The sequence below is a fragment of the Alkalibacterium olivapovliticus genome (assembly GCF_003003275.1).
Lineage (GTDB): Bacteria > Bacillota > Bacilli > Lactobacillales > Carnobacteriaceae_A > Alkalibacterium > Alkalibacterium olivapovliticum.
The window spans coordinates 1-21,289 of the sequence record NZ_PVTO01000020.1; the positions used below are offsets into that span (position 1 = coordinate 1).

21 protein-coding genes are annotated in these 21,289 nt (G+C 41.2%); 3 read left to right on the forward strand and 18 right to left on the reverse strand.

The window, feature by feature from the left end:
* Positions 1–176: 176 nt before the first annotated feature.
* The 18 genes from CLV38_RS09535 to CLV38_RS09620 form a co-directional block, all read right to left on the reverse strand.
* On the reverse strand, positions 177–671 hold the full coding sequence (locus CLV38_RS09535) for a QueT transporter family protein (protein ID WP_106194716.1): 495 nt from the start codon (positions 669–671) through the stop codon (positions 177–179).
* Positions 672–833: 162 nt separating this feature from the next.
* Complete coding sequence (locus tag CLV38_RS09540; RefSeq protein ID WP_106194719.1) at positions 834–1,190, reverse strand: type II toxin-antitoxin system PemK/MazF family toxin; 357 nt, start codon at positions 1,188–1,190, stop codon at positions 834–836.
* Positions 1,191–1,261: 71 nt separating this feature from the next.
* Positions 1,262–1,513 (reverse strand): hypothetical protein, encoded by a 252-nt coding sequence (locus tag CLV38_RS09545; protein ID WP_106194722.1) that lies wholly within the window; start codon positions 1,511–1,513, stop codon positions 1,262–1,264.
* A gap of 204 nt (positions 1,514–1,717) precedes the next feature.
* On the reverse strand, positions 1,718–2,071 hold the full coding sequence (gene acpS / locus CLV38_RS09550; RefSeq protein ID WP_106194725.1) for a holo-ACP synthase: 354 nt from the start codon (positions 2,069–2,071) through the stop codon (positions 1,718–1,720).
* A gap of 189 nt (positions 2,072–2,260) precedes the next feature.
* Positions 2,261–3,742: a degradosome RNA helicase CshA gene (cshA, locus tag CLV38_RS09555; protein ID WP_106194728.1), complete on the reverse strand. Its 1,482-nt coding sequence runs from the start codon at positions 3,740–3,742 to the stop codon at positions 2,261–2,263.
* A 324-nt stretch (positions 3,743–4,066) separates the two neighbouring features.
* The gene (locus CLV38_RS09560) at positions 4,067–5,461 is read right to left on the reverse strand and encodes a UDP-N-acetylmuramoyl-tripeptide--D-alanyl-D-alanine ligase (protein WP_106194731.1); all 1,395 of its coding nucleotides are present in this window, start codon (positions 5,459–5,461) and stop codon (positions 4,067–4,069) included.
* A gap of 37 nt (positions 5,462–5,498) precedes the next feature.
* On the reverse strand, positions 5,499–6,554 hold the full coding sequence (locus CLV38_RS09565) for a D-alanine--D-alanine ligase family protein (RefSeq protein ID WP_106194734.1): 1,056 nt from the start codon (positions 6,552–6,554) through the stop codon (positions 5,499–5,501).
* A 167-nt stretch (positions 6,555–6,721) separates the two neighbouring features.
* Entirely contained in the window at positions 6,722–6,970 is a 249-nt protein-coding gene (locus CLV38_RS09570; protein ID WP_106194737.1) for a type B 50S ribosomal protein L31, read from the reverse strand.
* A 206-nt stretch (positions 6,971–7,176) separates the two neighbouring features.
* Complete coding sequence (gene rho / locus CLV38_RS09575) at positions 7,177–8,433, reverse strand: transcription termination factor Rho (RefSeq protein WP_106194740.1); 1,257 nt, start codon at positions 8,431–8,433, stop codon at positions 7,177–7,179.
* 11 nt (positions 8,434–8,444) lie between these two features.
* The gene (locus CLV38_RS09580) at positions 8,445–9,722 is read right to left on the reverse strand and encodes a UDP-N-acetylglucosamine 1-carboxyvinyltransferase (protein ID WP_106194743.1); all 1,278 of its coding nucleotides are present in this window, start codon (positions 9,720–9,722) and stop codon (positions 8,445–8,447) included.
* A 70-nt stretch (positions 9,723–9,792) separates the two neighbouring features.
* The gene (locus CLV38_RS09585; protein ID WP_170068869.1) at positions 9,793–10,353 is read right to left on the reverse strand and encodes a biotin transporter BioY; all 561 of its coding nucleotides are present in this window, start codon (positions 10,351–10,353) and stop codon (positions 9,793–9,795) included.
* A 234-nt stretch (positions 10,354–10,587) separates the two neighbouring features.
* Positions 10,588–11,154 (reverse strand): NADPH-dependent FMN reductase, encoded by a 567-nt coding sequence (locus CLV38_RS09590; protein WP_106194750.1) that lies wholly within the window; start codon positions 11,152–11,154, stop codon positions 10,588–10,590.
* Positions 11,155–11,169: 15 nt separating this feature from the next.
* Positions 11,170–12,234, reverse strand: coding sequence for an LLM class flavin-dependent oxidoreductase (locus tag CLV38_RS09595; RefSeq protein WP_106194752.1), 1,065 nt, complete (start codon positions 12,232–12,234; stop codon positions 11,170–11,172).
* 606 nt (positions 12,235–12,840) lie between these two features.
* Entirely contained in the window at positions 12,841–13,764 is a 924-nt protein-coding gene (locus CLV38_RS09600) for a nuclease-related domain-containing protein (protein WP_106194755.1), read from the reverse strand.
* A 147-nt stretch (positions 13,765–13,911) separates the two neighbouring features.
* Complete coding sequence (fba, locus tag CLV38_RS09605) at positions 13,912–14,769, reverse strand: class II fructose-1,6-bisphosphate aldolase (RefSeq protein WP_106194758.1); 858 nt, start codon at positions 14,767–14,769, stop codon at positions 13,912–13,914.
* 155 nt (positions 14,770–14,924) lie between these two features.
* A complete protein-coding gene (locus CLV38_RS09610; protein WP_106194761.1) occupies positions 14,925–16,532 on the reverse strand; it encodes a CTP synthase in 1,608 nt (535 codons plus the stop codon).
* Positions 16,533–16,867: 335 nt separating this feature from the next.
* Positions 16,868–17,461 carry a DNA-directed RNA polymerase subunit delta gene (rpoE, locus tag CLV38_RS09615; RefSeq protein WP_106194764.1) on the reverse strand — a complete coding sequence of 198 codons (594 nt, stop codon included), beginning with the start codon at positions 17,459–17,461 and terminating at the stop codon, positions 16,868–16,870.
* A 66-nt stretch (positions 17,462–17,527) separates the two neighbouring features.
* On the reverse strand, positions 17,528–17,968 hold the full coding sequence (locus CLV38_RS09620; protein ID WP_106194767.1) for a YwiB family protein: 441 nt from the start codon (positions 17,966–17,968) through the stop codon (positions 17,528–17,530).
* A 226-nt stretch (positions 17,969–18,194) separates the two neighbouring features.
* Between CLV38_RS09620 and CLV38_RS09625 the strand changes: the two genes are divergently transcribed.
* The 3 genes from CLV38_RS09625 (at position 18,195) to yidA (ending at position 21,237) form a co-directional block, all read left to right on the forward strand.
* Complete coding sequence (locus CLV38_RS09625; RefSeq protein ID WP_170068870.1) at positions 18,195–18,968, forward strand: lipoate--protein ligase family protein; 774 nt, start codon at positions 18,195–18,197, stop codon at positions 18,966–18,968.
* Between the two features lie 101 nt (positions 18,969–19,069).
* Positions 19,070–20,428, forward strand: a complete 1,359-nt coding sequence (locus tag CLV38_RS09630) for an HD domain-containing protein (RefSeq protein ID WP_106194773.1) — start codon at positions 19,070–19,072, stop codon at positions 20,426–20,428.
* Positions 20,425–21,237, forward strand: a complete 813-nt coding sequence (gene yidA / locus CLV38_RS09635; protein ID WP_106194776.1) for a sugar-phosphatase — start codon at positions 20,425–20,427, stop codon at positions 21,235–21,237. Before CLV38_RS09630 ends, yidA begins: the two co-directional genes overlap by 4 nt.
* Positions 21,238–21,289 lie beyond the last annotated feature (52 nt).

Below are 21,289 nucleotides of genomic sequence, written 5' to 3' on the forward strand. Positions count from 1 at the left end.
AAAAAAGTAAATACCAAGACAGCCTAGGCACCCTTGGTATTTACTCTCATATTTATTGATTATTATTCTTCACCAACGTCAGTTGACGTAGAACCAAAAAAACAGTGTGGATTGACCAGACTCTCAAAAGAGGGGTTGGTTAAATTCCACACTGTTTTTTTGCGCCTGTTTCGGTATTAAGCTTCCATTCGTTTATTGAAATTCAGTTTTTTATCCAAAGACTGCATAATAGGGATACCTATACCCATTGTCAGGAACTGGCCTAAAAATACGGTAAGGTATGTTATCCAGAACACTTCTTCTGCACCTATAAGTAGAAGCATCAATGCGATCATAAAGCTGAAGACAGAAAACACCACCGTATTGACCATCATTTTTTTTACTGGAGATACTATGTGTTTAGTAACGATGAAGAATATTATAAATGAAACGATCGTGTGCCCAACTCCAAGAACCCAGTCATATACACCAAACGGCGAGAAGACTAGATTAGTCAAAACCACTCCTGCAGTTACTCCAATCGCATATTTCTTATTGAATACGGCCAGATGATTTAGCATTTCCGACAACCTGAACTGTATCGCTCCAAAACCAAATGGCGCAATTAACATCGTGATTGCAAAGTATAATGACGCTATTATTGCATTTAATACCCATTGCTTCGTTTTCATTTATATTTCCTCCTAGTTTTTATATCGTGGGTTGGCGCTTTCGAACCACGGCTGTAAAAGACAACGAGGATAAGTGTATCATGCTCCTGACCGATTTTCAATATAAAAAGACAACCTCAAGATCAGTGATCTCAAAGCTGTCTTTTACTAAGTATAGTTGGTTTAAATATGTCTGTATTTATTCGACAGACCGACACTAATAGCCAATGCATCATCAACTAAGTTCATTGTTGCTGCATTCAATTGTGTCACCTGATCCCTCAAACGCTGTTTATCTATTGTGCGGATTTGCTCCAGTAAAATAACTGAGTTTTTTTCAAGACCCTGTTTTGCACTCACCTCGACGTGAGTGGGCATTTTTCCTTTTTCTATCTTAGTGGTGATAGCCGCAACAATAACAGTAGGACTGTATTTATTCCCTACATTGTTTTGAACGATCAAGACCGGGCGCATACCTCCCTGCTCCGATCCTACCACTGGGGATAAATCTGCATAGAAAATATCTCCACGTTTAACCATAGGCTTTCCTCCTCGAAGGAGCCTTTCAGATCGGGCCATCATTTCGTCTAGAGAGCTGACGAAATGATTTTTCAGATATGAGTATGTGCTTCACTTTCGCACCCATCAAATTCAGAACAAATCTCTAAATTAATGTGCCCCATCTCTGTATAACCTTTCTTCATGGCGTCCATTTTATTCATTGTTTCACGAACAAAGCACTGAAAAATGCCAGACATCAATTCTGACTCCTCTATGTCTGCATCTACACAGTATTCTTCGATTTCGTCGTAGACTGACTGATCAAGTTCAATAACCATTCTCTTATTATTCTGCTCTTCCATGAATATGCCCTCCAAAAGATTACTGCTATTTAAAGCTAATAAATCAGCTTCCCCACCGTCAAAGCCAGAAGCTTATCTGAATAAAATAAAGACAGGAAAAAAGTTTTACTTCCTTGTCTGTTAGTTTATCATGAAAGGCAAACTAAATGAACCAATCTTTGTGACAATTCTTTGACTCGAAAAACACTTCATGCAGAACAATTGTTATTTTTCTTCTAAAATCACCTGAGCTACAGCTACCGTTTCTGTGTGAGATATTGACACCCACGCCTTACAAGGATGAGCTTTACTCGATAAAACAGGCTTTCCTAAGTTGTCTGGCAAAATCTCAACATCCAAAAAAGTCAGCTTCCCGATTCCTGTTCCAAGTGCTTTTGAATAGGCTTCTTTTGCTGAAAATCGACCAGCTAAAAATTCAATTTGTCTCGTTCCACTGAGCGCATTGAACAATTCCAACTCTTTATGTGTCAACACTCGACCAGCAAAAGATGGCCTTCTTATGTAAGCTTTGTTGATGCGTTCAATATCGACAACGTCTAAACCGATGCCAACAATCATCTCTCTACCTCAATTCTTTAACTGTTAAACTAATCATTCAGCTACGGTATAATCGTAACAGAATCGCTTAAGAAAGTCATTTAATATCTTTTACGCACAAAACAAAAAGCTGACTGAACACACCCGCCGAGTAAGTATACTTCAGCAGGAATGCCAGTCAGTTTGTTATTTAATCATATGTGAAAAGAATTAGCTGTTGCTTGAACGACGGCTGTTTGTTGAACGTTTGCCTTTGTTGTCGCCAGCGCGTCCTTTTCCTTTATAGTTACTGCTGCGGTTTCCGCCTTTACCTTTGTTTCCACCGTAATTACGATTTCCACCTTTACCACCGCCGCCACGACGTTTGTCTTTGCTTGGCAATGGACGTTGAGGTGTGATTTTAACTGGTACTTCTTCTGCGTCTTTAACGATTGTCTTGATTAAGGCAGCCGCTAAATCTTCAGCTGAATAAGAGCTTAACAGTTTCTCAGCTGCATTCTCATATTTGTCCAGTCCGTTTTCATCAACCATTTTCTGGATATCTGCCATTGCAGTCTGCAGTTGGCTTTCCAGAGCTTCATCATTGGTTGGTGGACGTAGAGACGTCATCGGCTGTTTAGTCAGGCTTTCTACTGTACGCAGGTAACCCATTTCGTGTGGCGTTACGAATGTAACAGCTACACCTTTTTCACCAGCACGACCAGTACGACCGATACGGTGAATATAGCTTTCTGGATCTTGAGGAATATCATAGTTGTAAACGTGAGATAATCCAGTCACATCTAATCCACGAGCCGCTACATCAGTCGCAACTAGAATATCAATGTTCCCTTTTTTGAAGTCTTTTAAGACACTCATACGTTTGCTCTGAGATAGGTCTCCGTGGATTCCTTCTGCCTGATATCCACGCATTTCCAAACCTTTTGCCAATTCATCTACACGACGTTTTGTACGTGCAAACAAGATAGTTGATTTAGGATTTTGTACATCCAGCAAGCGAGTCATGATATCGAATTTCTCGTTATCTCTAGCTTTTGTATAGAACTGTTCGATAGTCGATGCTGATAATGTTTTCGTTTTAATGCTGACCATTTCAGGGTTTGTCATGAAACGTTCTCCGATGCGTTTGATCGGTGCCGGCATTGTAGCTGAGAATAATAGAGTCTGACGTTCAGCTGGTACTTCTTTGATAATCGTTTCGATATCTTCAATGAATCCCATATTCAACATTTCATCTGCTTCATCTAAAACAAGTGTTTCCACTTGATTCAACCTCAACGCTTTACGGCGAATAAGGTCCAGCATACGTCCAGGTGTTCCGACAACGATCTGCGCTCCACCTTTGATTTGCTTGATTTGACGACTGATATCTGCTCCACCATACACACACGTAACTTTTACACGTTTGTCTTTACTCAAACGGAAAATTTCTTCCTGTGTCTGGATAGCTAATTCACGAGTAGGTGCAATGACCAGCCCTTGAACGTTGTGGTTTTTAACATCGATTTTTTGTAACATCGGCAAACCAAAAGCAGCTGTTTTCCCTGTTCCTGTCTGTGCTTGTCCAATAACGTCTCTTCCTTCTAATGCTAGAGGGATTGTCTGTTCCTGGATGGGTGTTGTTTCTTCAAATCCCATAGCCTGTATGGATTTGAGTAGTTCTGGTTTTAAATCTAGTTCATTAAATTTCAAAAAATGTTTCCTCCTATTATTTTCCTTAGCGTTCATTCGTTTACGAGCCAAGGTATATTTTACTCATTAAGAGAAAAACATCGAAATTAATGAACAGATTAATTTGCCTATCTGTTCAAACAAAGACCCTAGCATACGTCACTCATTTGAAGATGCGAGACACCAGGGCTGTTATTTAACTTGACTCAGTATTTAATTTTAAATTGTATACGGATAATTCGGTTTATCCCTTAAACGAACTGTTCGCTTCATTCCAAATGCAATCTTATCACATGTCTGACTTGTTTTCAACTCATTTTCATCTTGCTGAATAATGAATACGTTTTAGTCTTTTCTTTCTTCGCGTAACGCTGACACAACTTCCAGCATCCCTGTACTTAGACTTGATTTCATTAAAACCGTATCTTCAGGCTCTAGGATCTCTTTCAAGTGAGTGATCAGCGGCTGCTTATCTCCTGTAAAATGAGTCAGTGATGTGTCCGTTTTTAAATCGGCAAGTTTTTTGTATAATGCTTCCATTTCGTCGCCATACAGAACGAGTCGATCGATTTTGTTCAAGTCGATTGCTTCGCTCAGATCTTCGTGCATCTGCTTCGAATACTCTCCAAGTTCCAGAACATCTCCCAGCACTACGATTTTTCGTGAGGGCGTTTCGATTTCCTGGAAATAGCGCAGCACGGCCTTCATTGATGAGGGGCTTGCATTGTAAGCATCATTCAGCAAAGTCGTCTTATTCAATCCATCGATCCATTCCAGACGGTTTTTCGTCAATTCGAAATTCTCCAGCTGTAAATAAGCTTCAGAAATTGAAATGCCTATTTCCTCACCCACTAAGATAGCTGATAAGGCATTCTGAACATTATAAACTCCCGGCACTGGTAATGTGCAGATCAGTTCAGGTGCTTTATTGCATCTAAAAACAGTCTGTTTAAGTTTAGCTTCTATCTCAATAGGATAAATAGCCATATTCTTATTTTTGCCAAATGTCAGCGTTTTACTCACATTAGCGTCTACGTATCCGTTCATTACTTTATCATTTAGTAACGGTTCTTCTCCTGGATAAATGAGTGTCCCGTCTGTCATTCCTTTAACAATCTCAAGCTTGGCCTCTGATATAGCATCACGGGAACCCAAAAATTCAATATGTGATTCACCAATCATCGTAATCACTGCTATCGAAGGGTGAGCAAGCTCTGAAAGAACCTGTATTTCTCCTTGCTCACTCATGCCCATCTCCAGCACCAGCACATCTGTATCTTCCTCCATATTTAAAATGGTGTAAGGAAGGCCCAAATGATTATTGAAGTTACCCACGGTTTTATGTGTTTTGTATCTTGCAGAAGCAACCGCCGCGACCATATCTTTAGTGGTGGTTTTTCCATTACTTCCTGTAATGCCGATCACTTTCGGCTTTACTTTATTCATATGATACTGAGCCAGATCCTGAAAAGCTTTTTCAGTGTCGTCTACTTTAATAATCGGGAAGTTGTCTGGAGCACTTTCTACTTTATCACTCCAGAAACTAGCCACTGCACCTTTTTCGATTGCAGCACCCACAAAATCATGTCCGTTTCTCTCAGCCGTCAATGGGATGAATAAATCATTCTGCTTAAGTGAGCGTGTATCAAAGGATACACCTTCCACTACCAGGTGGTCATCGCCGACGATCAATTGACCGTTTGTTGCAGCTGCAATTTCATTAAGTGTCCAATTAGCCATTCGTTCTCTCCATTTCTATTGCTTTTAAAACTGTTCCTTATTTATTTCGTCGCGTATTTCTGACCAGCCGATCTTTATGTCGTCTTATCCCCAGCTGAATCACTTCTTCGATCAGATCTTCATAAGGTAAACCAGTTTTCGCCCATACTCTCGGATACATACTATTGTTTGTAAATCCCGGGAATGTGTTGACTTCGTTGATATATACTTTGTCGTCTTCAGTTAGGAAGAAATCGACTCTGGAAATGCCGCTTCCATCGATAGCATGGAATGCTTTAGCTGCCAGTTCTCTCAATTCTTTAGTCAGCTCATCTGATATGTCAGACGGCACTTGTCTGATGACTTCCTGATTTAAATATTTATCCTCATAATCATAAAATGGTTTATGCTTGATTAGTTCACCAGGAACAGACGTATGAATATCTTCGTTTCCTAAAACAGCTACTTCGATTTCTATCGCTTTGACGCCTTTTTCAACGACGACACGATAATCGTACTCAAACGCCATTTCGACAGCTTCTTTCAGCTTGTCTTTGTCCAGTACACGTGAGATGCCGACGCTTGAACCCAGGTTCGCTGGTTTAACGAACATCGGGAAACCCAATTCAGTTTCCAGATCATCCATGACCACACCTGAATGAACTTTCCAGTCTGTCAGTTTGACTTCCTGATATGGAAGGACAGGCAAGCCCGCATCCTTAAAGATACTCTTACTGATGATTTTGTCCATACCGACTGCACTTGATAATACCCCGGTACCTACATAAGGGATATCAAATACTTCAAACAGCCCTTGAACAGTGCCATCTTCTCCATTAGGACCGTGCAGAACCGGGAAGGCCACTGATTCACCTTCCAGCATTTCAATAAAATTGAACGCTTCTTTTGTATCTGTCTGATTCATTTCTTCAAATTCAGGTACATCTGTTAATCCTTCTACAACAGAGCCTTTTAACCAATTACCTTCTCTGCTGATGTAAACTGGGATAACGGTGTAATATTCATAGTATAACTTCTGTAAAATCGAGTGGGCAGATTTGATTGATACTTCATGCTCTGCACTTTTTCCTCCATAGATTAGATATAGCTTCATTCGTTTCCTCCTGTATTGAACTGATAGTATGAAAAGGTAAAACAAAATATAACCTTATTTTAGCATACTTTCAACCGCTCATAATACTATTCTCCACCGGACCGAAGCCAAAAAAGAGAGTCAAAGAAAAAAAGCCCTGGAAATCCAGGACTTTAATGCTGTAATGATTAGTCTTCCAATTGGTATTTCTTGTTGAAACGGTCGATACGTCCATCTGCCTGAGCAAATTTCTGACGGCCTGTATAAAACGGGTGAGAGTCAGAAGAGATCTCCATACGGATAAGCGGATACTCGTTTCCATCTTCCCATTCTACTGTTTCTTTTGATGTTTTAGTTGAACCTGACATAAATTTAAATCCTGTCGTTGTGTCCATAAACACCACTTGACGATAATCTGGATGAATTCCTTGTTTCATATCTTTTTCACTCCTTCATGCCATAAAGCCTCTGCGACTTTATAGTTATCTTAATTCTCTAGTCAATAGATAAGTGAACGCCACACTTGGTGTGAGTCTGCCTTACCTGCTTCTTTGTATATGCAACATTACATATAATAGCATAATTCATTTAATCATGCAATCATTTCTTAGAAAAAATCCAGGTGCATTTGAGCCCTTAAAGATTACTGCTTCAAGACTTTTTCAACAAAAGCGGCATTTTTTCCGTAGCGTTTGAGTGTCTTGATAAACTGATCTGTATACTCTAGGGAATCATTACGCATTCCTCTACGCAATTTGTAGACAGCTTCGTACTCTTCTTTAGATAAGAGCATTTCTTCTTTACGCGTGCTTGATTTCCTGATGTCGATAGCTGGGTAAATACGGCGTTCAGCTAACTCACGAGAAAGGTGAACTTCCATATTACCTGTTCCTTTGAACTCTTCATAAATAACGTCATCCATACGGCTTCCCGTATCCACTAGTGCTGTAGCAATAATCGTCATACTTCCGCCTTCTTCAACATTACGTGCTGAACCGAAGAAGCGTTTAGGTCTATATAAAGCTGCCGGATCGATCCCCCCACTGAGTGTACGTCCACTAGGCTGTTCCACTAAGTTAAAAGCGCGAGCCAGACGAGTGATACTGTCCATTAAGATAACGACGTCCTGTTTATCTTCAACTAGTCTTCTTGCTCTTTCTAGTACAAGCTCACTGACTTTCACGTGGTTTTGAGGCTGTTGATCGAAAGTCGAGTGCACGACTTCTCCATCAATGCTTCGCTCAAGATCCGTTACTTCTTCCGGACGTTCATCTATCAGCAGAACGATCAATTCAACATCCGGATGATTCATTTTGATGCCGTTTGCGATTTCTTTTAAAAGTGTTGTTTTACCGACTTTCGGAGGCGCAACAATGAGACCCCTCTGACCAAAGCCAATGGGAGCGATCAGATCGATTATGCGTGCTGACAATTCTTTCTCAGATGATTCAAGATTAATACGACGGTCCGGATACAAAGGCGTTAAAGCTGGGAAATGGGGGCGCTCTCTCGCTTCTTCCGGATTTTTCCCGTTGACCAGTTTCACATTCATTAATCCATTGTAACGCTCACCATCTTTAGGCGGGCGTGCTGTTCCGGTTACTTTATCTCCATTACGTAATCCGAAACGTGTCATCTGAGAAGCAGAAATATAAATATCTTCGTTACTGTGAGAGTAGTTTATCGGACGTAAAAAGCCGAAATCCTGATTGCTGATTTTATCCAGTACCCCTTCAACTTGAAAATACCCCTGCTTCTCTTCCTGCACACGGATAATGGCCATTGACAATTCTTTCTTGTTCATCTGGCTGTAGTATGGGATTTTCAGTCTTTTAGCGTGCTCGTATATATCTTTTAGCGTCATGCCTTGCAAATCATTATATGTTAAAAAGTTTGCCACTTATCATACCCCTATTCTGAATCGTCTCTCTCTTCCATGTAAATATCTGCACCGAGAGCAGTTAATTTTTCGACAATGTGGTCATATCCTCTGAGAATTTTATCCACGCCACCTATTTCTGTTTGACCTTCTGAAATCAACCCGGCTACTACTAGACAAGCCCCTGCCCGCAAATCACTAGCTACAACTTCTGCACCTTCAAGGCGAGTGCCGCCTTCAATTAAAATAACATCACTTTCTACTCTTGACTTGGCACCCATACGATTCAGTTCAGGTATATGTTTCACTCGTTTTGGATAAATAGTATCCACGATCATCGATTCTCCCTGAGCCATCATCAGTAACGGCGTGAAAGGCTGCTGCAGATCAGTAGCAAATCCTGGATACGGAAGTGTCTTGATCGATACACCTTTCAAGTGGCCTTCGGGTTTGGTAATGCGCACATAATCTTCTCCGATTTCCAGCGGAACGCCCATTTCTTCCATTTTTGCGATCATACTTTCTAAATGTTCTACAATTACGTTACGGATAATAACGTCTTTCCCTTTAGCTGCTGCCATGATCAGATACGTTCCTGCTTCAATACGGTCCGGAATAACAGTGTGACGACAGCCGTGCATTTCTTCTACACCGTCGATTCGGATCACGTCGGTTCCCGCTCCACGCACTTTCGCTCCCATATTATTGAGTAAAGTAGCGACATCAATAATTTCAGGTTCACGAGCGGCATTTTCGATAATCGTTCTGCCTTTTGCCTTCACTGCTGCCAGCATGACATTGATCGTCGCGCCGATGGACACGACATCACAGTATACGCGTGCTGCCTGCAGTCCTTCTTCACCAGTCGTCAGATACATAGCACCCATTTCGTTTTCAACCGTTGCACCAAGTGCTCGGAAGCCTTTTAAATGCTGATCGATTGGACGCGGGCCTAGGAAACAACCTCCAGGCAATCCAACGACCCCCTGGCCAAACTTTGTTAGTAAAGCTCCCATAAAGTAATAAGACGCTCTCAAGCTCTTGATTTTTCCAGTCGGCATCGGGATTGAAATCATTTCAGTTGGGTCGATCGTCAGTGTTGTGCCTTCAAAGTGCGTTTTAACATTCATGTCATTTAATATTTCAATCAGAGAATGCACATCCGCTATATTCGGTACACCTTCTAAAGTTACGGGTGAATCCGCTAGTATAGATGCCGGAATCAGTGCGACCGTACTATTTTTCGCTCCTGAAATCGTTACTTCTCCTGATAAATCATTTCCACCATTAATAATTAATTTCTGTGTCATTTTTAATCCTCACTTTTGGTCTGAATAGTCTCGGGTCAGGTTGTCTGTTTAATTGTGCTCTCAATTGTCTTTACAGCTTATCGATACGTTTCGCAAACGGCAACTTAACTAATCTGCCGTATAATCCGACCGCTAATATCATTTTCAGCATATCGATCGGTAAAAAAACGGAAAAATTAACACTCATAATGCTCATAAAAGAAATAGGTGTCTGTAAAAAATAGGTCATTATCATATACTGATAAGTCATGCCAATGACATATAATGCACCTAATCCCATACTCATTATTCCCAGTGTCTGTAGTTTGCTTCTTTGATTTAATAGTCCTCTTCCCACTATCCACGCCACAATGAGCGCGCCAATAATATAGCCGAACGACGGGGACAAAATGCTCCCGATTCCTCCACTACCTCCCGCAAATACAGGTAATCCAATCAACCCCATGATGATATACAAAATAATCGTCATTAATCCTTTTACTGGACCTAATAATGCCGGGATAAAGAGAAAGAAAAAAACTTGTAAAGTAATTGGGATAACTCCGATTGGTAAGACAACAATCGAAGCAACAGCGAGGAGTGCTGTCGACAGGGCTATTTGAGTGAGATCATAGGCAGATGGCTTCTTCAATACATCAAACCCTTTGTCAATTTGTAGTTTATCATGAACTATATTTAATATAAACAATTCATGGTCAGTTTACAATACTTTTAATTAGAACGATTATTTAAAGAGAATGCTCACGGCAATACAGAACAGCTGTTATCTCTCTGCTTATAATCATACAGTGTTTAGCAAATATTTCAATATAAAAATACAGAACACTCATAATGATAAGTGTCCTGTTAAAAAAATATTCACTTTTTAAAATCCATACTGTGCTTCTTTAGCTGCTTTCGCTTTTTGATAAGTCTCAACGAGTACCATCGTATCCTCAATTAGTCTCTCTATTCTGAATAAAGCATCTTCATTTACGATTTCTTTTCTGTAAAAATCTCTTTCTTCCATAAAAGTATATGTTTGAACGATTTGTGCTTTCATGTAAGACAGAATAGGTTTGAGCTGTGTTTCAGCAATCAGGTAATGCTTGGCAGAACCAGCGGTGACGAGAATCCCTGCCACCTTGTCCCGTAACCCATCCTGTGGAAGCAGATCGAATACATTTTTTAAAGAACCTGGAATGGAAGCCTGGAAAATAGGTGTACCTACTAAAATAACGTCTGACGCCATCAGTGTTTCTGTGACGATTTTTGTATCTCCTTTATATTCTCTAAAATCCCGTCCGTCACTGAATACTAAGTCGAAGTCTGCCAGGTCGAGCAGAGTGACTTCTTCATCTGGATAATTTTTTTCAATAAAGCTCCTGACATAAGTCATCGCTGTACGTGTTTTAGATCCGATAGTCGAACCGGATAAAACTGTAATTTTCATAAAAATCTCTCCTCCTTACTGTTTAGCAGTGTACTTCTTGACTGCCGGCAGAATCTCGTTTCCAATCAGTTCAATGTTTTTCATGATTTTATCAAACGGTACACCACCAAAATCCATTTGTGCAATGTAGCGCTGGTGATTGAATGTTTCATGCTGGTACAGTATTTTTTCAATAATTTCCTGTGGGCTCCCCACATTCATCACATCTTTCGGATTTGCCCCCTGAGCAAACTGCTGTTTAGGAAACCCTCTTCCATTCGTCACTTTCATGCCTTCATTAATATGAGGGTAATATTCTTTCAAAGCCTGCTGAGTTGTTTCTGCGGCATAAAAGAAACCGGCTGTCGCTACTGGAAAGTCTTTCGGATCATAGCCAAGACTGTCCAGTGTTTCTCTATAGGCGTCTATTGGACGCTTGAATACAGAAGCCGGACCACCTAACATAGCCTGATACATCGGGACGCCTTGATAAGCTGCTTTAACAGCACTTGCCGGTGTTCCGCCTACTGCGCGCCAGATAGGCAGCTGTCCATTTAAAGGCCTTGGTAGAATCTCAGCGTTTCTCAATGGTTTTCTGAACTCACCTTCCCAGTTGACCACCTTCTGCTGATTGATTTGAAGCAGAAGTTCAAATTTCTCTTCATATAATTCTTCATAATCTCTCAAATCATAGCCAAGCAGTTCGTACAGGCCGACGCGGGAAGCACGACCTGCAACGATTTCCGCACGTCCATCTGAGATCAGGTCGATAGTAGCAAAATCTTCAAATACTCTTACTGGATCAGACGTGCTGATAATAGTTGATGAACTGCTGACTTTGATTTTTTTAGTTGCCTGCGCAATTGCTGCCAGAACAACCGAATGCGCCTGTGTGGTGAACGAATCCTGATGGCTCTCCCCTACACTGATCATGTCGATGCCGGCTTCTTCGGCCAATGTAGACATTTCGATAATTTCCTGGAGACGTTGCTTCGCTGAAATTCTTTTCCCTGTGTGCGGATTTGCGAGGTGGTCCCCCAGTGTATATAGTCCAAATTCTAATCCTTTACTGTCGTCAATACGGTAATCTGCAAAACTCATGTTATCACTCTTTCTTCAATTGATTTCTTTATCTCTTTTAAGATTAACATTTTTTGTCAGTTAATGTGATTCAGTTTCTCAGTATACACTATCAACTAACTAATAGTAAGTCTTTTATCTCGAATTTAACATATTAGTCCGTTTTTCTTTATAAATAAGGCTTTAAAGTTGAAAAGCGGTCGATTTGACGACCGCTACATTATTGAAGTGCTTTTTTTCGAGCGTCGTACCCACTCTAAGACTATTTGATTTTTAGTGGGTACCTCGCAGCCGTTGCTTCCCCACTCGACCTTTTTTTATGCTTCAGTTAGTAGGTTGTCTCGATTACCTCACCGCTCAACTCTATTTCGTGTCTCAGTAGGGAGGTTAAACCGATTACCTCACCACTCAACTCTTTTTCGTGTCTCAGTAGGGAGGTTAAACCGATTACCTCCTCACTCAACTCTCTTGCGCATTTCAGTAGTGAGGTTAAACCGATTACCTCCTCACTCAACTCTTTTTCGTGTCTCAGTAGGGAGGTTAACCGAGTTAACTGATAGAAGTAGAGTTTTTTGTTTTATATTTAGTTGGTACTCGTCTGCTGACGAGTACACTCCTTCTTGAAAATCATTTGTAATAGGTTCCTGAAGAAGATGACATTCTTTCAAAATGCGCTACTAGTGTTCTTCGAATGCGTTTCCTGCATACGGCTCCATTGAACCAGTCCGTCATCTTTGTGACCGTTAATTTACTATCCGGGAATAATAATTGAAACGCCTTAATGTGCGTTAGTATGGCTTCCTCTGTCGATACACTTTGTTCACATTTAGAGCATCCAACTGTTCGTTGAGTCACCTTCATTTCAAAAGAGCCACAGCTTTTACAGGTCATTCCCTTTGTCAGATTGTCGTACTCATACTGGGGAAGTTGTTTTTGAAACGGCACTTCGCTAGTGTGCTCTTGAACCAGTTTTTCAGACAGCATAATCACTCTTTTAGAAAGACCGGAAGACTTGAGCTGCGATTGACTGATTTTCGAAAAGTGATGCTTGATTTGAGCTGAAAAAATAATCGGCTCCCCCGGATCTGCCTGATAGAGTATCAAAGACGGATTAATAAATACAATGGCCGCTTCAATTGTTATTTTGACATTCCAGCTCTGAAATAGTTGACGCAGTAGCGATGCGGTCCTGCTCAACTGAGTCAACGGATTGGAAATTTCATGACTGGTCAGTGTATGGATTTGTCCGGATTTCATTACATAGTCGCCTTCATAATTTTTTATTTCATATAAATAAACGACTTCTGGTGTCAGCAGCAAGGAATCGATCTGGACAGAATTCCCTTTGACCCTCAGCAGCAAGTCTTGCAGCACTACATAATCATTTTTAAGATAGTCGTTCATGAGCTGGTCAAACTGTTCTTCTCCAATGTAGCCCTTCTCCATATTTAGTTTTGCCAGCTTTTCTTCATGAGTTAATATCATTCGTTTATCCAGTATGTTTAAAACAGTCAGCAGTAAAGGCTCTACGCGCGCTTTATCGATTTGCATCCGTTCAGCTCCCCAGTAAGTATTTTCCTCTATTACTAGTTATATTGATAATTAAACTGAAATATCATCAAACTTTCTCTTTTTTAAACGAAAAAAAAGCACCACTCAAGAACTAATGTCTCAAGTGGTGCCAGTGTATTATTTTAATTATCCTTTGTTTGAAGAACCGAATTCTTTCATTTTAGCTTTAGTTGTAGCTGTGATGTCTGCTTTACCAGGTCCGATGATTTTACGAGGATCGTAAACTTTATCGTTGTTGGCAATAACTTCACGCGTACGTCTAGTCCACACTTGTTGTAATTCAGTGTTAACGTTGATTTTAGTGTGACCAAAGTTGATTGCTTTTTCGATTTGGTGAGTTGGAATTCCAGATCCACCATGTAATACAAGTGGAGCACCTGTCAATTCAGAAATTTCTTTCATTTCGTCGAATCCAAGTACAGGCTCGCCTTCGTAGTCGCCGTGAACTGACCCTAAAGCAGCTGCTAAAGCGTCAACGCCAGCTTCGTCTACCATACGTTTACATTCGTCTTTATCAGCATACATTACGCCACCGATTACGCCGTCTTCTTCTCCGCCGACAGTACCGATTTCTGCTTCTACTGATACTCCGTTAGCATGAGCATATTCAACCACTTTTTTAGTGAATGAAATGTTGTCTTCAATTGGGTCATGAGAATGGTCGATCATTACTGAAGAGAATCCAGCATCGATTGCTTCTTTACATTTGTCAAAAGAAGAACCGTGATCTAAGTGTAATGCTACAGGAACAGTAATGTCCATTTCTTCTAATAAAGCATTAACCATAGCAGAAACGACTTTAAATCCGCCCATGTATTTAGCTGCTCCTTCAGAAACACCTAAAATTACTGGAGATTTTTCTTCTTGTGCTGCTTGTAAAATGGCTTGTGTCCATTCTAAGTTGTTGATGTTGAATTGCCCAACTGCATACTTTTCAGCTAAAGCTTTGTTCAACATATCTGTCATACTTACTAAACGAGTCATACATATAGCCTCCTAAGATTTTTGCGCACTTTTTAAACCGATATACGCACTCGGTCTCATCTATAATTATATACAAAACTTCACAATAAAACTAGTCATATTCATTATCTTTATCTCTATTTTCAAAAATTTTCATAGTGTGTATTAGTTTCAGCTTACTTAGTCTTATTTTCCAGTGATTTTTCTATGAATGACTTAAATAGTGGCTGCGGGCGATTCGGTCTGGAAATGAACTCAGGGTGGAACTGACACCCTACGAAAAACGGATGATCGTTTACTTCTATAATTTCTACTAAACGATTATCTGGAGAGACACCTGAGAAAACCAATCCTTTTTCTTCTAATAACTCACGGTAATTATTATTGAATTCATAACGGTGACGGTGACGTTCCTGAACAACCTCCTGGTTACTGTAGGCTTCTGCTGTAACTGTTCCTGTCTGTAACTGACACGGGTAAAGGCCTAATCTCAATGTTCCACCCATCTCTGTGACATTTTTCTGATCAGGCATCAAGTCAATGATGTTATGTTCAATGTCCGGATTCACTTCTGCAGAGCCTGCATCTTTAAGATGAGCAACGTTTCGCGCAAATTCAACAGCAGCCAGCTGCATGCCTAAACAAATACCGAAGAACGGCACTTTATTTTCTCTGGCATATTGTATAGCCAGCATTTTGCCTTCCAGTCCGCGTTCGCCAAATCCACCTGGGACTAAAATACCATCTGCATCAGCTAATTCTCTGACCACTTCTTCGGGAGAGAGTCTTTCTGCATTGACCCATTTAATGTCGATTTCCGAGTCAGCAGCGTAACCAGCATGTTTCAGTGCTTCAACAACGGATAAGTAAGCATCCGGCAGTTCAACATATTTCCCAACGATGGCAATACGTGTTGTTTCTTTCAGATTGAGTACTTTTTCTTCCAGTGCTTTCCATTCGGTCATGTCCGCTTCCGGTACATCCAGTTTCAGATGATCAACGACGATCTGATCGAGTCCCTGTTTCTGAAGGTTTAAGGGAATAGTGTAAAGTGTGTCTACATCTAGTGATTCGATGACTGCTTTTGAATCGACATCAGTAAAGGATGCCAGTTTATCTTTAGTGTGCTGCTCTACTGGATACTCAGACCTGACGATCAGTACGTTCGGCTGAATCCCTAAGCTGCGTAGTTCTTTGACACTATGCTGGGTGGGTTTAGTTTTCATTTCCCCTGCTGCCTTTAAATAAGGAATAAGTGTGGTGTGCAGGTACATGACATTGTCAGAGCCGACATCGCTTTTCATTTGACGCAACGCTTCTAAAAATGGCAGTGATTCAATGTCGCCAACTGTTCCCCCAACTTCAGTAATGATGATATCTGAATCAGTTGTCTGAGCTGCACGCATGATTTGTTTCTTTATTTCGTCAGTGATATGAGGGATGACTTGTACAGTTGCTCCGAGATAATCCCCACGGCGTTCTTTATTGATGACTTCAGAGTACACTTTCCCTGTCGTCACGTTCGAATACTGATTTAAGTTAATGTCGATAAATCGCTCATAATGCCCTAGATCCAGATCCGTTTCCGCTCCATCGTCCGTAACGAATACTTCGCCGTGCTGATATGGACTCATTGTGCCTGGATCCACGTTGATGTAGGGATCGAACTTTTGAATCGTCACTTTCAGTCCTCTGTTTTTCAAAAGTCTTCCAAGAGAAGCAGCTGCGATCCCTTTTCCGATTGACGAGACGACTCCGCCTGTTACAAATATATATTTTGTCATGTTTGTTCCCTCCACTTTTTGTTATCCGGTAAGGCAGAATATCCCATAAAACAGAAAACTCCCTATTCCATTTAATAATAGAATAGGGAGCGATGAATAGTTTTACATTCCGTCCTGCTGACCCTACTCTACATCAAAAATAGACGTAGGGTGCCCAATAAATAGTTTAACTACCTCTGACGTCTAAGTCAAGGGGGAGTTTTATAGATTTTTCTCAATCATACGTACTACCCTTTTTCTTAAAGGGTTTTCGACCTCAAAAAAATAGCGCCAGTACACGATCTGTACGGGACACTATTTCAAACGGACAAGTCGTTTTCAACTAGTCACTTTTTTTATTCTTCTTCGTCGTCTTCAGAATCATCAAGTACTTCTTCGTCATCAACGATATTCAAGCCTTTTAACTCTTCACTGTCTTCTTCATCTTCATCACCCAGGTCAGCCAAGTCAGCCTTGTATTCCCCTAAGTCTTCCTCATCTTCATCATCTACCATGACGCCATGTTCATCTACCTCAACAGCCGCACCGTATTTAACAACAGCTTCTTCGTCGTCATCTTCTATTTCTTCCTCATCAGCTTCTTCGTCCTCATATGCATCAAAGCCTTTATGTTTCTTACGACGCGGTTTTTCGTCTTCTTCATCGTTATCATGTGTAATCTCTTCATCGATCGAGTCGATTGGGTACCATGCACGAAGACCCCAGCGGTTATCTCCCAGTGAAATATAACGGCCGTCTACATTTAAATCTGTATAGAACTGGATCATTTCCTGTTCCAATACACTATCATCTAATTCTAAATAATCTGCTACTTCTGCCAGTAAGTCATTAAAATCCGAGACTTCCCCTGTTGTTTCAAGTATTGCATGGGCAACGTCTACCATAGCTAGTTCGTTTTTTGATTGACCTTTAAATTGACTTAATTCCACGACTGTAACGCCCTTTCTATCTTCGTTTTCACCTTACTCTTACCTCAACTAATTTATACTACACGATTACGTCGTGAAACGCAATCTAAATTGATATTCTCCCAGCTTCTGTTCATTGGCATGGAGCTCATAATCGACCCATACTCGTCCGGAAAATGGACGATCGTAGTAGCTGACTCTTAAATCGCCTGTTGTCACATCAAGCGGAATAATGCCTGCGGGAGACTTGTAGTTTGTCTGCGTTCTTTCCTTACTGTTGAATTTCAGGCGCATTGTCTGATCGCCATTTCTTATCAGATGAACGACACCATCCGGATTGATTTTGACTGTCACCGGAACAGTGGTCTCTTCATGTGTCTCTTCAAAACGAATATAGTAGCTGTTATTCATATAGACGACTCGTCCTTTTTCTTCAAACGAATGCTGATGGGTCTCGCCATTCTGTATATAAGATGTTTCCATTGTCACTTCGGCAGGTAGGCCGTTTTTTAGCTCTTTTGAAGGCAAAATCGCTACTCCTTCCTCTATATTACTTTAAAATTGTCTGTCTACTATAGTTTATCACAAATTATCAGACACGTCTCATTCTATATGTGATATCCCGGCCCCAAAAACTGTTATTTTTGGTATACTGAATAAAATAACGATTAGATCGAACAAAGGACGGATATTCATGACTGTGGAACTTTCTTTTTTATCGCAATACCGGCATCCTTTTTTATTATTCGATGAGTTGCCTGACGCCTATACTGAGCACCCGTTCGCTCCTTTTGCACTGACTGATGCTTTTATAAAGGAAGCTGGTGAAACTGCCCAGCCCATTCTACACTTCTGGCAGACAAGTCCGTTGATTATTTTGGGAATGATGGATACCAAACTCCCTTATCTGTCGGATGCACTTCCTTCTTTTAGTCGCCACGGTTATCCCTATATCGTTCGAAATTCAGGCGGACTGGCTGTGGTGGGCGATAAAGGCGTACTGAATTTTTCAATGATTTTTCCGGAAGAAGACGAGCGCCTCCCTATCGATGATGCTTATGCGCGCATGCATCACGTTATCCAGGCGGCTTTTGCCTCTTTCGGTAAATCCATTGAGGCGTATGAAATCAAAGATTCGTATTGCCCCGGCGACTTTGACTTAAGTATTGCAGGCAGAAAAATCGCAGGCATTTCTCAACGCCGCATCAGAGGGGGGATTGCCATCATGATTTATCTCAGCGTGTCAGGAGATCAGCATACACGCGCCCAAATGGTCCGTGAGTTTTATGACAAGGGATTGAAAGGCACCAAAACTAAATGGAATTTTCCTGCAGTCGATCCGAACGTGATGACGACTCTGGAAGAAGCCTTTGACACCCCTATGACGATAGACGACGCGAAACGGCTTCTGTTAGCTGCATTTGAGCCGGTTTCTCTTCAAAAGGGTGAGCTCTCCTCAACCATCCGGGGATCGTATTCTGAAGGCTTTGAAAAAATGACTGTTCGAAACGACAAATTATTACCTTAATTAATCCTCAGTGCTTGAGGTTCAGGAGAGGAGTTTTTTTACTTCGCAGAGCACCTTCTTAGGTTCATTAACATAAGAAGATAGAGTAAAAAAGAATCACTATGTGTATTGAAACATTCGAAAAATCAGATCGTCTCCCTATCGAAAAAGTGTTTAAAGATCCGGTGCATGACTATATCCACGTCCGCCACCGCCTGATCCTGGACTTGATCGATACTAAAGAATTTCAGCGTCTGCGCCGAATCAAACAACTAGGCACGTCTCATTTCACCTTTCACGGAGCGGAACACTCCCGTTTCTCCCATTCTCTGGGTGTTTATGAACTGACCCGCCGTATCGTTGATATGTTCGAGCGGAATTATCCCGATGACTGGGACTGCAACATGCGCTTAGTGACGTTATGTGCAGCCTTGCTGCATGATGTTGGACATGGTCCATTTTCTCATACATTTGAAAAAATATTTAATACCGATCATGAGTCCTTGACAACCGAAATTATTCTATCTGATGAGACAGAAGTCAACACGGTTTTAAGACGCGTGTCCCATGATTTCCCAAATCAGGTCGCCAGCGTCATTACGAAACAGCACCCAAATCCGCAAGTAATTCAGCTGATTTCCAGTCAAATCGATGCTGACCGGATGGATTATCTGCAAAGAGATGCTTTTTTTACAGGCGCTACTTATGGTGCTTTCGATCTGTCCAGGATCTTGCGTGTGATCCGTCCTTATAAAGACGGCATAGCGTTTCAGTATCAGGGCATGCATGCCGTTGAAGATTATATTGTCAGCCGCTTCCAGATGTATATGCAGGTCTACTTCCATCCGGCTTCGCGGGGAATGGAAGTCACACTGGACCGTCTACTTTACCGTGCAAAACAATTATACAAAGAAGACACTTTATACCCTGCCTTCGAGCTGCTGGATCCATTTTTCGAGGAAAAACCGACTCTAAACGATTACCTGAAACTTGATGACGGTATTTTACAGACGGCGATTACCTTATGGACTGAAAGCGAAGATGCTTATCTGAGTGAGTTATCGAAAATGTTTCTGCACCGAAAACCGCTCAAATCCGTCACTTATATCGATGGAAAAGACGATGCCATAGTAGAAATTCTGCGCGACATCGTAGGCAGCTTGACATATGACAAAAACCTGTATACCATGACCAATAGCAGTTCAGACCTGCCTTATGATTACAAATTGAAAAGTAAAACACCGATCCGTCTGATGCAGTCTGACGGCACACTTGTCGAATTGAGCAAAGTCAGTCCAATCGTCAAGACACTGAGCGGTAATCTACATGGCGATCACCGATTATATGTACCAAAAGAATTTCTGGAAGAAAAGAGTGCTAATATCAATATGTTTCAGGAAGAATACGATGCTTTCCAGCGCTACATTGTGAATGGGGCTATAATACATCCTGACGAAACAAAGAATGGAGAAAATGCATGACAATCGAACTAGTTGCTATTGATTTAGATGGAACATTATTAAATGAGGAACACAAAATAAACCCCGAAGTAAAAAAAGCCATTCAGTCTGCCAAGCAGTCTGGTGTTAAAATCGTCATCTGTACAGGTCGACCGTTTCCTGGAGCGACTGCATTCTTAGACGAATTGGATTTGAAAGGCGATGACGATTATGTCATCACTTATAATGGCGGACTGGTCCAGGAAGTGAAATCTGGAAAAGCAGTGGTCAAGCATATGATGGATCACCAGGATTACGTTACGTTACAGGAAGCGGCTTTAAATGCCGGCTCCCACTTCCATGCGATTCATAACGAAGGAATTTTCACCCCGAATAGTGATATCAGTGAATATTCTGTCCGTGAAGCATACATGATCGGTCTCCCACTGTTTCACCGCAAACCGGATGAAATGGACCCGGCTGTCATTTACAATAGAATGATGATGATCGACGAAGAATCTATTTTAGAAAAAGCGATTTCCCGCTTACCTAAATCCTTGTGGGAGAAGTATACTATCTTACGCAGCGAACCATTCTTTCTGGAATTGCTGAATAAAAAAGCAAGCAAAGGAACCGCTGTGAAAGAACTAGCTGAACTCCTGTCTATTCCTCAAGAGTCTGTCATGGCAATCGGCGACGGTGGAAACGACCTTGATATGATCGAGTGGGCCGGTGTCGGTGTAGCGATGGAAAATGCACGCGATGAAGTGAAAGCAGTAGCCGATCACATCACGGTTTCCAATAAAGAAAATGGCGTCGCTAAAGCAATTGAGAAGTTTGTATTGTCCTGATATTTCCCCTTTAATAGAACAATTTGAAGGAAAGGCTTTTGTTTAGCCTTTC

Coding starts and splice junctions, on each gene's coding strand:
- acpS (WP_106194725.1), bottom strand. CDS start 2,071: ATGATTGTTGGCATCGGTTTAGACGTTGTCGATATTGAACGCATCAAC.
- CLV38_RS09545 (WP_106194722.1), bottom strand. CDS start 1,513: ATGGAAGAGCAGAATAATAAGAGAATGGTTATTGAACTTGATCAGTCA.
- fba (WP_106194758.1), bottom strand. CDS start 14,769: ATGACTCGTTTAGTAAGTATGACAGATATGTTGAACAAAGCTTTAGCT.
- CLV38_RS09540 (WP_106194719.1), bottom strand. CDS start 1,190: ATGGTTAAACGTGGAGATATTTTCTATGCAGATTTATCCCCAGTGGTA.
- CLV38_RS09610 (WP_106194761.1), bottom strand. CDS start 16,532: ATGACAAAATATATATTTGTAACAGGCGGAGTCGTCTCGTCAATCGGA.
- CLV38_RS09580 (WP_106194743.1), bottom strand. CDS start 9,722: ATGACACAGAAATTAATTATTAATGGTGGAAATGATTTATCAGGAGAA.
- CLV38_RS09570 (WP_106194737.1), bottom strand. CDS start 6,970: ATGAAACAAGGAATTCATCCAGATTATCGTCAAGTGGTGTTTATGGAC.
- CLV38_RS09560 (WP_106194731.1), bottom strand. CDS start 5,461: ATGGCTAATTGGACACTTAATGAAATTGCAGCTGCAACAAACGGTCAA.
- CLV38_RS09630 (WP_106194773.1), top strand. CDS start 19,070: ATGTGTATTGAAACATTCGAAAAATCAGATCGTCTCCCTATCGAAAAA.
- CLV38_RS09535 (WP_106194716.1), bottom strand. CDS start 671: ATGAAAACGAAGCAATGGGTATTAAATGCAATAATAGCGTCATTATAC.
- CLV38_RS09590 (WP_106194750.1), bottom strand. CDS start 11,154: ATGAAAATTACAGTTTTATCCGGTTCGACTATCGGATCTAAAACACGT.
- CLV38_RS09565 (WP_106194734.1), bottom strand. CDS start 6,554: ATGAAGCTATATCTAATCTATGGAGGAAAAAGTGCAGAGCATGAAGTA.
- CLV38_RS09595 (WP_106194752.1), bottom strand. CDS start 12,234: ATGAGTTTTGCAGATTACCGTATTGACGACAGTAAAGGATTAGAATTT.
- CLV38_RS09600 (WP_106194755.1), bottom strand. CDS start 13,764: ATGCAAATCGATAAAGCGCGCGTAGAGCCTTTACTGCTGACTGTTTTA.
- yidA (WP_106194776.1), top strand. CDS start 20,425: ATGACAATCGAACTAGTTGCTATTGATTTAGATGGAACATTATTAAAT.